The 12,766-nt window shown below is 75.1% G+C and carries 12 protein-coding genes; 9 read left to right on the plus strand and 3 right to left on the minus strand.

The window, feature by feature from the left end; translation table 11 throughout:
• Window positions 1–52: 52 nt before the first annotated feature.
• Entirely contained in the window at window positions 53–1,315 is a 1,263-nt protein-coding gene (locus ACFHW0_RS09795) for a nucleotide sugar dehydrogenase (RefSeq protein ID WP_416606957.1), read from the minus strand.
• A gap of 261 nt (window positions 1,316–1,576) precedes the next feature.
• On the minus strand, window positions 1,577–2,941 hold the full coding sequence (locus ACFHW0_RS09800; protein WP_416606958.1) for a protein kinase domain-containing protein: 1,365 nt from the start codon (window positions 2,939–2,941) through the stop codon (window positions 1,577–1,579).
• Window positions 2,942–3,489: 548 nt separating this feature from the next.
• Here ACFHW0_RS09800 and ACFHW0_RS09805 point away from each other — a divergent pair.
• From ACFHW0_RS09805 to ACFHW0_RS09845, 9 genes are all read left to right on the plus strand, one after another.
• The gene (locus tag ACFHW0_RS09805; protein ID WP_416606959.1) at window positions 3,490–4,119 is read left to right on the plus strand and encodes an RNA polymerase sigma factor; all 630 of its coding nucleotides are present in this window, start codon (window positions 3,490–3,492) and stop codon (window positions 4,117–4,119) included.
• Window positions 4,120–4,135: 16 nt separating this feature from the next.
• The gene (locus tag ACFHW0_RS09810) at window positions 4,136–4,885 is read left to right on the plus strand and encodes a hypothetical protein (protein WP_416606960.1); all 750 of its coding nucleotides are present in this window, start codon (window positions 4,136–4,138) and stop codon (window positions 4,883–4,885) included.
• A gap of 205 nt (window positions 4,886–5,090) precedes the next feature.
• Window positions 5,091–6,323 carry an ergothioneine biosynthesis glutamate--cysteine ligase EgtA gene (gene egtA / locus ACFHW0_RS09815; RefSeq protein ID WP_416606961.1) on the plus strand — a complete coding sequence of 411 codons (1,233 nt, stop codon included), beginning with the start codon at window positions 5,091–5,093 and terminating at the stop codon, window positions 6,321–6,323.
• Window positions 6,320–7,657 carry an ergothioneine biosynthesis protein EgtB gene (gene egtB / locus ACFHW0_RS09820; RefSeq protein ID WP_416606962.1) on the plus strand — a complete coding sequence of 446 codons (1,338 nt, stop codon included), beginning with the start codon at window positions 6,320–6,322 and terminating at the stop codon, window positions 7,655–7,657. The genes egtA and egtB overlap by 4 nt, the downstream gene beginning before the upstream one ends.
• Window positions 7,658–7,790: 133 nt before the next feature.
• A complete protein-coding gene (egtC, locus tag ACFHW0_RS09825; RefSeq protein WP_416606963.1) occupies window positions 7,791–8,537 on the plus strand; it encodes an ergothioneine biosynthesis protein EgtC in 747 nt (248 codons plus the stop codon).
• Between the two features lie 44 nt (window positions 8,538–8,581).
• Entirely contained in the window at window positions 8,582–9,547 is a 966-nt protein-coding gene (gene egtD, locus ACFHW0_RS09830; protein WP_416606964.1) for an L-histidine N(alpha)-methyltransferase, read from the plus strand.
• A 260-nt stretch (window positions 9,548–9,807) separates the two neighbouring features.
• Window positions 9,808–10,395 (plus strand): TMEM165/GDT1 family protein, encoded by a 588-nt coding sequence (locus tag ACFHW0_RS09835; protein ID WP_416606965.1) that lies wholly within the window; start codon window positions 9,808–9,810, stop codon window positions 10,393–10,395.
• A gap of 38 nt (window positions 10,396–10,433) precedes the next feature.
• Window positions 10,434–10,796 carry a DUF1622 domain-containing protein gene (locus tag ACFHW0_RS09840; protein WP_416606966.1) on the plus strand — a complete coding sequence of 121 codons (363 nt, stop codon included), beginning with the start codon at window positions 10,434–10,436 and terminating at the stop codon, window positions 10,794–10,796.
• Window positions 10,793–11,083: a hypothetical protein gene (locus ACFHW0_RS09845; protein ID WP_416606967.1), complete on the plus strand. Its 291-nt coding sequence runs from the start codon at window positions 10,793–10,795 to the stop codon at window positions 11,081–11,083. The genes ACFHW0_RS09840 and ACFHW0_RS09845 overlap by 4 nt, the downstream gene beginning before the upstream one ends.
• 79 nt (window positions 11,084–11,162) lie before the next feature.
• Here the strand turns inward: ACFHW0_RS09845 and nhaA are convergent, their stop codons facing one another.
• Entirely contained in the window at window positions 11,163–12,482 is a 1,320-nt protein-coding gene (gene nhaA / locus ACFHW0_RS09850) for a Na+/H+ antiporter NhaA (RefSeq protein WP_416606968.1), read from the minus strand.
• Between the last annotated feature and the right edge of the window lie 284 nt (window positions 12,483–12,766).

Below are 12,766 nucleotides of genomic sequence, written 5' to 3' on the forward strand. Positions count from 1 at the left end.
CGGCCGGTCCCGTCGCCCGTCGAGGTGACGGGACCGGCCAGCGGTGCCGGGTCTACAGGCGTTCCACCACCGGGCCGGCACACCGGTTGCGGGTGTCGAAGACGTACCGGGCGTGCCGGGTCACCAGGTCGTAGTCGAAGTCGTCGTGGTCGGTGACCACCACCACCGCGTCCGCCGCGTGGACCTCCCGCTCGGTCAGCTCCACCACGAGCACGCCGCCCGGGATCTGGTGCGGCTCCGCGTACGGCTCCACCGCCCGGACGTCCGCGCCGAGGGCCTGCAGCCGCCGGGCGACGTCGACGGCGGGGGAGTCCCGCATGTCACCGGTGTTCTTCTTGTACGCCAGCCCGAGCAGCAGCAGCCGGGCCCCGCTGACGGCGCGGCCGGTCCGGTTCAGCCCGTTCATGATCCGTTGGGCCACGTGCTCGGGCATCTCGTGGTTGACGTCGTTCGCCAGCTCGATGAACCGGAACTGCCGCCCGAGGCGCCGCTTGACCTGCCAGGACAGGTAGCACGGGTCGATCGGCAGGCAGTGCCCGCCGACCCCCGGGCCGGGCCGGAACGGCATGAAGCCGAACGGCTTGGTCTCCGCCGCCTCGATCGCCTGCCAGACGTCGATGTCGAGGTGGTGGGAGAGCATCGTCAGCTCGTTGATCAGGGCGATGTTGACCTGGCGGAAGGTGTTCTCGATCAGCTTGGTCAGCTCCGCCACCCGGGTGGAGTCCACCGGCACGGTCCGTTCCACGAGCCGACGGTAGAACCCGTCCACCCGGGCGAGCGCGACCGCGTCCACCCCGGAGACCACCTTCGGGGTGTTCTCCAGGCGCCAGGTCCGGTTGCCCGGGTCGATCCGCTCGGGGCTGTAGCCCAGGTGGAAGTCGCCCGGGCTGCGCAGCCCGCTGGCCGACTCCAGCAACGGGCGCAGCAGCTCCTCGGTGGTGCCGGGATAGGTGGTGGACTCCAGGATCACGGTGCAGCCCGGCCGCACGTACGGGCCGATGCCGACGCCGGCCTGCTCCACGAAGCTGAGGTCGGGCGTGCCGTCGCGCAGCGGTGTGGGCACCGTGATCACGCAGATGTCGAAGCCCTCCGCGTCGGTGTACGCCGTGCTCGGCCGGTACCGGCCGCTGCCCAGCGCCCGGCCCAGCCGGTCGGCGGGGATGTCCTCGACGAACGACTCGCCCGACGCGAGCCGCTTGACCCGGTCGGAGTCGACGTCGAGGCCGACCACGTCCAGGCCGGCCTCGACGGCCCGCATGGCCAGCGGCAGGCCGACGTACCCCTGGCCGATCACGACCAACTTCTCAACGCTCACCCGGGCTCCCGAGGCCGACGGCGGAAAGGACCTGCTCGGGAGCCTAGGGCGATTTGTGTGCCCGTAAGTCCGGTTTGGGATTATCGGTGCCCGTGGGGTGACCGAAGCGTCACCACCGGATCACGCGGGGCGACCTCTGACGGCCGTCGGGACCCCGCGCGGCCCGAGTCGGGTGACCGCGACCTCGCCGAGCGACCGTCCGCCGGAGCCTGTGGAACGGGACCACCGCGCTGCGGCACCCGGAGGGGCCGGCGCCGGGCGTCAGACCACCGGCGGATTGGCCGGGTCGACCGGGGTGGTGGTCTGCGTCTCGGTCGGCTCCGGCGCCGGTGGGGTGGTCTGCGTCGGGGCGGGGTTGCTGGGCGTCGCTGCCGGGGGATCGTCGGTCTTGGTGGGATCCGGCGACTCCGGAGCCGCTGACCCGCTCGGCTGGGGAGTGACCGGCGGCGCGGTGGCCGACGGCGAGGGGCTGGAGGTGGAGCCGGTGGGCCGGAACGGCCGGCCGGGGTCGACGGGGGCGTCCTCCTGGTCCGCCGGCGCCTCGGCGCCGCCGCTCGGCTCCGCGGCCGGGGTGGTCGCCTGCGGAACCTTGACCGCCGGTGCGTCGGCCTCGCTGGTCATGCCGAGCGCCGCGCCGAGCCCGGCCAGCGCCACCAGCACCGCCGCCGCCGCGCCGACCAGGGTGCCGCGTCGCCTCCGGCGGGCGGCGGTCGCGGCCACCGGCACGTCGGTGCGGGTGCCCGGGTCGACGCCGCCCGCCGCCGCGGCGGCGGGCACCATGGCGGTCGGCGCGGAGGGGTCGGACACGGCGGCGCGGGCCGCCTCGGCCATCGCCGCCGCGCTGCTGAACCGGTCGGCCGGATCCTTGGCCAGGGCGCGGGAGACCAGCGCGCGGACCGCCTCCGGAACGTCGTGCGGCAACTCCGGCGGCTCGTCGTCGAGGTGGCGCACGGCGACCTGGAGCGGGTTGTCGCCGGTGAACGGCGGGCTGCCGCTGAGGCAGCAGTAGGCCACGGCACCGAGGGCGTAGATGTCGGTCGCGCCGGACACCGGCCGGCCGGCGGCCTGTTCCGGCGCCATGTAGAGCGCGGTGCCCGGCACGGCGTTCGTGCTGGTGATGCTGGTGATGTTGGTCGACCGGGCGACGCCGAAGTCGACCAGCACGACGCTGCCGTCCTCCTGCACCAGCAGGTTGCTCGGCTTGACGTCGCGGTGCACGATCCCGCCGAGGTGCGCGGCGTGCAGCGCCTGCGCGACCTGCGCGACGATCGCCATCGTCTCGGCCACGTCGAGACGCCCGGCGGCCTCGATCCGCTTGGACAGCGGCTGACCGGTCACGAACTCCATGACCAGGTAGTCGGCCCGCCCGCCGTCGGGCAGGTCGTCCTCACCGCTGTCGAAGACCTGGACGATGCCCGGGTGGCGCAGGGCGGCCATGATCCGCGCCTCGGCACGGAAGCGGGCGATGAAGTCGGGGTCGGAGACCAGCGCCGGCAGCAGGACCTTGACCGCGACCTGGCGGCCGAGGACGAGGTCCTTGCCCCGCCAGACGTCGCCCATGCCGCCCGTGGCGACACGCTCGTCCAGGCGGTAGCGACCGCTGAGTACGACCTCCGATGACAACACAGCATTACCGTACCCAGAGCGGCGGGGATCGGCGCGCCGCGTGCCGCCGGCCCGACCCGCGCCGCCCGCCCGGCGGGGGCAGCGGCACCCGGCCCGCCTCGGATAGGCTGTGAGCGCCCGTGGACCGTGTGTGACGACATTCCCCCCAGGTCCGCCGTGGGCTGGCCGAATGCGCCGCTGCCCGCGCCCGGCGAGGGGGTGCAGCGTCCCGGGCCCCCGCGTCGTTACGGCGACGGGCCGTCCGAACGGCTAGATAATTCTCACTCTTCTGCCCACCGGGGCGGGCTTGCCCGATCGACCCGGCGCTCCTAGCGTTAGCCCGACTCGGGCCCGCCCCACGGCGTCGCCGCGGCACCTGCGCCACCGGCCGTGCCGCCACGGCAGGAGTCCAGACGTACCATCCGGGCGACGCGGTCCCGGTCGTGATCAGGTCAGCGGGGGGCTGAGGGTGCGGGATCAGGTCCGTTTGCCGGACCGTGCTTGCCTCGCGCACGCCCAGGTCGGCGTGCGCCGCCGGCGCGTGTCCACGGGGCGGAAGCGGCGACCTCATGGCGGGTGAGCTGAACGAGGCCGTCGTGGCGGCCCAGGCCGGCGACGAGGACGCCTTCCGCTTCCTCTACCGCAGCCTCCAGCCCGGCCTGCTCCGGTACCTGACCGCCCTGGTCGGCGCGGACGCCGAGGACGTCGCCTCGGAGACCTGGTTGCAGATCTCCCGCGACCTGCCCAGCTTCACCGGTGGCGAGTTCCGGGCCTGGACCGTCACCATCGCCCGCAACCGGGCCATGGACCACCTGCGCCGGCAACGCCGTCGCCCCTCGCTGCCGGTGCCGGTGCAGGCGCTCGCCGAGCTGGCCGGCGACGCCGACACCGCCGAACGGGCCGGCGAGACGATCGGCACCGAGGCGGCGCTCGCGCTGATCGGCACCCTGCCGCCCCGCGAGGCCGAGGCCGTCCTGCTCCGCGCGGTCGTCGGGCTGGACGCCGAGACCGCCGGGCGGGTGCTCGGCCGCCGGGCCGGCGCCGTGCGCACCGCCGCCCACCGGGGGCTGCGCCGGCTCGCCGCCCTGATGGAGCGCTACGACCCGAGCCGGTCACCGGCCACCCCCGAGGCCGCCGCGCCGCCCCTACCGCGAACCGGCCGGCGGCAGGCGCCGCACGCCGAGCCGGCGGACGGCTGACGTGAGGGGATTCAGGATGTTCTTCCGCCGGACCGAGCGGCCCGCCGACCGCCGCGCGTCCGACCGGCTCCTCGAGGCCGCCCGTACGCCGGACGCCGAGGGGTCCGAGCCGCTCGCCCGGCTGCTCGCCGCCGCCGCCGCCCCCGCCCGCCCCGGCGAGCTGGCCGGCGAGGAGGACGCCCTGGTGGCCTTCCGGGCGGCCCGTGCGGCCGCTCCCGCCGCCGGAGCCGTCCCGTCGCCACGCCGACGGCGGTTCACCGCCGGCGCCGTGGCCTGGGGCGCGGGGATCGCCGTCACCGCGACCGCGGGCGCCGCCTTCGCGGCCGTCACGCTGGACCGGGCCGACGACCCGGTCCCGCCGCCCCGCCCGGCCACCCCGACGTCGGCGGCCCCGACACCGGCCACCACGGACCCGCACCGGGACGGACCGACCGGAGACACCGCTGGCCGCCCCACCGGGACCCCGACCCGCTCCTCCGCCGCCGCGACCTCGGGCGCGCCCGTCCCCGGCCCCACCGCCGGCGACGCGCCGGGGACGCCGCAGCAGCGCACCGAACAACTGCGCGGGCTCTGCCGGGCGTACCTGGCCAAGAAGCCGGCGCAGCGGGAGAAGTCCCTGGACAGCCCCTCATTCGCCCACCTGGTGACCGCGGCGGGCGGCCGGGAGCAGGTCGAGGACTTCTGCGGGGAACTGGTGCCCGAGGCGGCGGCGAAGGAGTCGCCGGACAAGCCGAAGAAGGGGCCGCCCCCGACCCCGACCCGCTGACGTCCCTCGCGGTCGGTCCCGGCCGCCGATTCTCCCGCCCGTCGCGACGGGCGGGCGCCGCCCGTTTCCGCCGCCCGTTCCGGCCGGTCACGCGGAATTCGTCTGCTAGACAGGAGTGGGTGGGGCCACCGACGCCCGCGCCGATGACGGTGGGTGGCGTTACGGTGACACGGAACGGAAGTCGGCCGGGAAGGGGGCCCATGCCGTGGTGACGTCGCCGGAGCTCGACCGGACCACCGTCCTGCGGGAGTCCGCCGCCGCCGAGGGCCACCTCGCGCGCATCTGCTTCAAGACCGGCCCGCCGACCCGCACCGGCGTCGAACTCGAATGGACCGTGCACGACGCCGCCGACCCCGCCCGCCCGGTCGACGGCGAGCGGCTCCGGGCGGCCCTGGGGCGACACAGCCCCCGCACCCTCGACCGCGCGAGTCCCGCCGAGCCGCTCCCGCACGGTGGCACCGTGACCGTGGAGCCCGGCGGGCAGTTGGAGATCTCCACCGCGCCACGCTCCTCGCTCGCCACCCTCATCCACGCCACCGACGGCGACATCGCCGAGCTGAGCGGCCTGCTCGACGCCGCCGGGCTGGTCCTCGGGCGCAGCGGCATCGACCCGCACCGGCCGCCCCGCCCGGTGGTCGAAGGCCCCCGCTACCGCGCCATGCGCCACGTCTTCGACCGGCGCGGCCCGGCCGGCCGGACGATGATGTACAGCACCGCCGGTCTCCAGGTCTGCCTGGACGCCGGGGAGCCGGAGCACCTGCCGGAGCGCTGGGCGGCGGTGCACGCGCTCGGGCCGCCCCTGCTGGCCGCGTTCGCCACCGCCGACCGGCACGCCGGGCGCAGCACCGGCTGGGCGTCCGCCCGGATGGCCGCCTGGTACGGCATCGACCCGGCCCGCACCCGTCCCGTGTGGACGCCGCTGACCGACGCCGACCCGGTCACGGCCTGGACCAGGTACGTCCTCGCCGCTCCGCTGCTCTGCGTGCGCGGCGACGGCCCGGACTGGACGCCGCCGCCGGGGATCACGTTCGCCGACTGGGTCGACGGGGCGCTGCCCCGGCCGCCCACCACCGACGACCTCGACTACCACGTGAGCACCCTCTTTCCGCCGGTGCGACCCCGGGGCTACCTGGAGCTGCGCTACCTCGACACGCAGCCCGGCCGGGGCTGGGTGCTCCCGCTCGCGGTGCTCGCCGTCCTGCTCGCCGACCCCGGCACCGTCCGCGCGGCCCGCGCCGTCGCCGGGCCGGTGGCGCACCGCTGGCACGCCGCCGCCCGCCACGGCCTGCGCGACCCGGCGCTGGCCGCCGCGGCGGCGGACCTGTTCGACCTGGCCCTCGCGGCCCTGCCCCGGCTCGACCTGCCGGCGGCCCTGCACGACGACATCGACCGAGGCGTACGGCGGCGACGGGACGCCGCGGGGAGGAGTCACCGGTGACCGGAGCGACCACGCGCCGGGCGGGCCCGGAGCAGCTGCGCAGCCGGATCGCGGCGGAGCTGGAACGCACCCGCGCCCGCACCGCGCTGCTGACCGAGGCGGTCGACGAGGCCGACCTGACGCGGCAGCACTCGCCGCTGATGTCCCCGCTGGTCTGGGACCTCGCCCACGTCGGCAACCAGGAGGAGCTCTGGCTGGTCCGGGACGTGGGCGGGCGCGAACCCGTCCGGCGGGACATCGACGACCTGTACGACGCGTTCAAGCAGCCCCGCCGGGACCGCCCGACGCTGCCGCTGCTGCCCCCGCAGGAGGCCCGCGCCTACCTGCTCACCGTCCGGGACAAGGTGCTCGACCTGCTGGACCGCGTGGCGTTCACCGAGCGGCCGCTGGTCGCCGACGGCTTCGCCTTCGGCATGATCGTGCAGCACGAGCAGCAGCACGACGAGACGATGCTCGCCACCCACCAGCTGCGTGCCGGCCCGGCGGTGCTGCACGCCCCCCCGCCGCCGGAACCGACGGTCCGGGTCGACGCCGAGGTGCTGGTGCCGGCCGGCGAGTTCACCATGGGCACCGACACCGACCCGTGGGCGCTGGACAACGAGCGTCCCGCCCACCGGGTCCACCTGCCGGCGTACGCCATCGACGCCGCGCCGGTGACCAACGGGCGCTACCGCGAGTTCATCGCCGACGGCGGCTACGAGGACCCGCGCTGGTGGAGCCCGGCCGGCTGGCAGCACCGTCGGGAGGCGGAGCTGGTCGCGCCGATGCACTGGCGACGCGACGGCGACGGCTGGGCCTACCGGCGGTTCGGGCGGTGGGCGCCGGTACGCGACGACGAGCCGGTGGTGCACGTCTGCTACCACGAGGCACAGGCGTACGCCGCCTGGGCGGGCCGGCGGCTGCCGACCGAGGCGGAGTGGGAGAAGGCGGCCCGCTGGGATCCGGTCACCGGCCGCTCCCGCCGCTACCCCTGGGGCGACGACGACCCCACCGCCGAGCACGCCAACCTGGGCCAGCGGCACCTGTGGCCCGCCCCGGTGGGCGCCTACCCGGCCGGCGCCTCGCCGCTGGGCGTGCACCAGCTCATCGGCGACGTGTGGGAGTGGACCTCCACCCCGTTCCGGGGGCACCCCGGCTTCACCGCGTTCCCCTACCGCGAATACTCGGAGGTCTTCTTCGGCGACGACCACCGGGTGCTGCGCGGCGGGTCGTTCGGCACCGACCGGGCCGCCTGCCGGGGCACCTTCCGCAACTGGGACTTCCCGATCCGGCGGCAGATCTTCAGCGGCTTCCGCTGCGCCCGCGACGCCCGGCCGGAGGAGTCGCAGCCATGAGGGCGGGGCCGCCGGACGGACGGGTCGCGCGCCGCCCGCACGCCCTCATCCGGGGCCGCGCCGGCCCGGGACCGGGCGGCGCCGGGGGCCGGCGGCCTGGCCACCGCGCCGCCGGGCCGGGCGGTGCCGTCTGATGTGTCGCCACCTGGCCTACCTGGGGCCGCCGGTCACCCTGCGGGAACTGCTGTTCGACCCGCCGTACTCCCTCGTGCGGCAGTCCTGGGCGCCCCGCGACATGCGCGGCGGGGGGACGATCAACGCCGACGGCTTCGGCGTCGGCTGGTACCCGGGCGACGGTGAGCCGGTGCGCTACCGGCGGTCGCAGCCGATCTGGAGCGACCCGACCATCGCCCAGCTCGCGCAGGTCACCTCGGCCGGCGCGGTGCTGGCCGCCGTCCGCTCCGCCACGGTGGGCATGGCGGTCCTCGACGGGGCCGCCGCCCCGTTCGCGGAGGGGCGGTGGCTGTTCAGCCACAACGGGGTGGTGCGGGGCTGGCCCGACTCGATGGTCCCGCTCGCCGCCACCCTGCCCGTACGCGATCTGCTCACCCTCGACGCGGCCACCGACTCGGCGCTGCTGTGGGCGCTGGTGCGGCACCGGCTGCGGGCCGGGGTGAAGCCGGCGCGCGCGATCGCCGAGACCGTCACGGCGGCGGCCGGGGCCGCACCCGGGTCCCGGCTCAACCTGCTGCTCACCGACGGGCGCACCGTGGTGGCCAGCGTGGCCGGGCATGCGCTGTCGATCCGCGCGACGCCGGCCTCGGTGCTGCTGGCGTCCGAGCCGCACGACGACGACCCCGACTGGCAGGCGGTGCCGGAGGGGCAACTGGTGGAGGCCACCGCCACGGGGGTGCGCGTCCGCGCCCTCGCCGAGGTCTGACCGCCGGCCGACAGGACGTTCCACCCGACGACGAAGGGGACGACATGAGCGCGGAGCCGCTGGAGATCCACCTGGAGGAGCAGGACCTGGGCCGCAGCCTGCGGGAGGACGTCCGCACCGGCCTGACGGCCGAGGAGAAGTGGTTGCCCCCCAAGTGGTTCTACGACGCCCGCGGCAGCGAGCTGTTCGAGGAGATCACCCGGCTGCCGGAGTACTACCCGACCCGGGCCGAGCGCGCGGTGCTGGCCGAGCGCGCGGCCACGATCGCGGAGCTGACCGGGGCGAAGACGCTGATCGAGCTCGGTTCGGGTTCGTCGGAGAAGACCCGCCTGCTGCTGGACGCGTTCACCCGCCGGGGCGGGCTCGGCACGTTCGTGCCGCTGGACGTGTCGGTCAGCGCGCTGCGGCAGTCCACCGCCGAGATCGCCGCCGACTACCCCGGGCTGCGGGTGCGCGGCATCGTGGGGGACTTCACCCGCCACCTGGACCGCCTGCCGACCGGCGGGCGCCGGCTCGTGCTCTTCCTCGGCGGCACGATCGGCAACCTCCTGCCGGCCGAGCGGGCGCGGTTCCTCGCCGCGATGCGGGCCGCGCTGGAGCCGGGGGACTGGCTGCTGATCGGCACCGACCTGGTCAAGGACCCGGCGGTGGTCGTGCCGGCGTACGACGACGCGGCCGGGGTCACCGCCGAGTTCAACCGCAACGTGCTGCGGGTGGTCAACCGGGAGTTGGGCGCCGACTTCGATCCGGCGGGGTTCGCCCACGTCGCGCTCTGGGACGCGCAGCGGGAGTGGATCGAGATGCGGCTGCGGGCGCGGCGGCCGATGCGCGTACGGGTGCTCGACCTGACTGTCGACTTCGCCGAGGGCGAGGAGCTGCGCACGGAGGTGTCGGCGAAGTTCCGGCCCGAGGGGATCGCCGCCGAGCTGGGCTCGGCCCGCTTCGCCGCCCACGACTTCTGGACCGATCCGGACGGCCTCTTCGGCGTCACCCTGGCCCGCGCCGAGTGACCGGTGGCCCGTGCCGGGCCGACCGGGGCTGGCCGCCCGGGTGAGCATCTTCACCCGCCGGGGCCGGCCCGATCGGTGATCGGCTAGGCTGGGCGGCGCGAAGGGGAGTAGCCCTCAATGTCGTGGTCGACACACTGGTGCGTTCCGCATCCGGCCACGCGGCCTCGTCATCCGAGGCGGGCGAGACCTTCGACCCAGGCTGTTGCAGCCGGGTCGAGGGCGCCCCCGTACCTCCTCCCGGCTTGATCCGGAAGGATGTCATGGAAGGTTTCCTCGTCGCGCTGGTGGTCAGCTTCGGCGTCATCTTCGTCGCGGAGCTGGGGGACAAGTCCCAGCTGATGGCCCTGACCTTCGCCACCCGCTACAAAACCGTACCGGTCCTGATCGGGATCACCGTCGCCACCGCCGTGGTGCACCTGGCCTCGGTGGCGATCGGCTACGGGCTCGGCGCCGCCCTGCCGACGGAGTGGATCTCGCTCGTCGCGGGCCTGGCGTTCCTCGGCTTCGGGGCCTGGACCCTGCGCGGTGACACGCTCACCGAGGAGGAGAAGCGCAAGGCCGAGAAGACCAGCAAGTCCGCCATCGTCGCGGTGTCGGTCGCGTTCTTCCTGGCCGAGCTGGGCGACAAGACCATGCTCGCCACCATCACCCTCGCCACCCAGTACGGCTGGTTCGGCACCTGGCTCGGCTCGACGATCGGCATGGTGGCGGCGGACGCCCTCGCCATCCTCGTCGGGCGGATGCTCGGCCGGCGCCTGCCGGAGAAGACCATCAAGTACGGCGCGGCGGTGCTCTTCGCGATCTGCGGGCTCTGGCTGATCCTGGAGGCCGTCACGCAGCTCACCTGACGCCGACTACCGCCGTGCTGGCCGGGTAACGCCAGCGGATGGGCGTCGAGGAGATCCTGCGCCACGGTTACCAGGTCCTGGTCACCGCGGTGGAGGTCGCCGGGGCGGTGGTCATCTTCGTCGGGGCGGCGTGGGCGGCGCTGCGGTTCGTGGTCGAGGGACTGCGGCACCGCAGCGCCGCCGTGTTCACCCCGATCCGGCTCTCCCTGGGGCGGTTCCTCACCCTCGGGCTGGAGTTCCAGCTCGCGGCGGACATCCTGCGTACGGCGGTCTCGCCGACCTTCGCCCAGATCGGCCAGTTGGCCGCCATCGCGGCGATCCGGACCGCGCTGAACTACTTCCTGGGTCGGGAGATCCGCCAGGAGCAGCAGCAGGTCCGGGAGTCGGAGCGCGCCAGGTGATCCGTGCCCTGGTCACCGCCACCACCGCACTTGCCGCCCTGGCCGGGCTGGCGGTGCTGCTCGGCACGGGCTCCTGGCGGTGCGCGATGCGGGTGCTGTTGGACCTGCTGACCGCCGCGGGGCTGCTGCGGCTGGCCGGCGGCCAGGGCTGGACGGCCCTGGCCGCGGCGGCGGCGATCGTCCTGCTGCGCCGGCTGCTCTGGGCCGCGCTCACCGCCGGCGCGCCGGCCGGGCCGGTGCGCCGGGTCCGGAACCCGCCGGCGCGGGCTCCGGACGCGGCCGGATGATCGACGCCGGGCCCTCCGCCACCAGCAGCGACGGCAGGCCCGACGACCACGGCGGCCGGCGCGCGGCGCGTCGGCCGGCTCAGCCCTGCCCGCGCTGGTAGACGTCCGGCACGCCGTCGCGGTCGGCGTCGACCTGCTCCGCCTCGGCGATGCGCCGGTAGGCGGCGTTGCGCCGCGCCAGCACGACCGTGGCGAGCAGCGCGGCGATCACCGAGCCGCTCAGCACGGCCGCCTTCACGTTGTCGGCGGCGGCGCTGCCGGGGCCGAACGCGAGTTCGCCGATGAGCAGGGAGACGGTGAACCCGATCCCGGCGAGCAGCGCCACGCCGAGCAGGTCGGTCCAGGTGATGTCCTCGTCGAGCTGTGCCCGGGTGAACCGGGCGAGCAGGAACGTGGAGCCGAAGATCCCGACGACCTTGCCGAGCACCAGGCCGGCGACGATGCCGATCACGATCGGGTCGGTGACGATGGCACCCAGGTCGGCGCCCCGCAGCGACACCCCGGCCGCGAAGAACGCGAAGATCGGTACGGCGAAACCGGCCGAGACCGGGCGCCAGCGGTGCTCCAGGTGCTCGGCGAGGCCGTGCGAGTCGCCGGTCTTGCCCCGCAGGACGGGCACGGTGAAGCCCAGCAGGACGCCCGCCACGGTGGCATGCACCCCGGAGGCGTGCATGAGGGTCCAGGCGGTGAACGCGAGCGGGATCAGCGCCCACCACCAGGTCCTGCGCCGCTGCACGATCAGGCCGAAGACGGCGATCGGGGCCAGGGAGGCGAGCAGCGGCAGCGGGCTGAAGTCGTCGGTGTAGAACATCGCGATGATGGTGATGGCGAGCAGGTCGTCGACCACCGCGAGGGTGAGCAGGAAGGCACGCAGGCCCTGCGGCAGGTGGGAGCCGATGACGGCCAGCACGGCCAGGGCGAAGGCGATGTCCGTCGCGGTGGGGATGGCCCACCCCCGCAGCCCGTCGCCGCCGGCGGCGAGGTTGACCCCGAGGTAGATCAGGGCGGGCGCCGCCATGCCGCCGACCGCCGCGACCACGGGCAGTGCCGCCCGGCGCGGGTCGCGCAGGTCGCCCGCGACGAACTCCCGCTTGAGTTCGAGTCCGACCACGAAGAAGAAGATCGCCAAAAGGCCGTCGGCGGCCCAGGCGGCCAGGTCCAGGTCCAGGTGCAGGGCCGCCCCGCCCGACCAGGGCACCCACTCGCCGAGGGCGGCGTAGGAGGGCCCCCAGGGCGAGTTGGCCCAGACCAGCGCGATCACCGCGCCGAGCAGCAGGAGGCCGCCGCCGACGGTCTCGGTCCGCAGCACGTCGGCCAGGAACCGGGCCTCCGGCCAGGACGTACGCGAGAAGAACCGGCGGGGCGGGCCGGGGCGGTCGTGCGGGGCGCGGTCGGTCATGCGCGGGATCCACCTTGTCTCGGGCAGCAGGGGTCGACGCCGACCAGGCTTCCCGGCACACCGTCCCCGACCCTATCCAGCGCCGCCGTGACCGGCGAGTCGGGACGGGTGATTGCCGGCGACGTCACGTCCGGTCGGTTTCCTCCCGCCACCCGGGACCCCGTCCGCCCGTTTGTCCGGTGGTGGGTCGGGGCCGGATGTCAAGGGGTGAAAACACATAACTCGGGACATAAGGCGTATGAGTCGCTTTAATGGTTTCACGAGATTAAGTCGACCTTGGGGGT

This window comes from Micromonospora sp. LOL_025 (assembly GCF_048060285.1).
In the GTDB taxonomy this organism is placed as follows: domain Bacteria; phylum Actinomycetota; class Actinomycetes; order Mycobacteriales; family Micromonosporaceae; genus Micromonospora.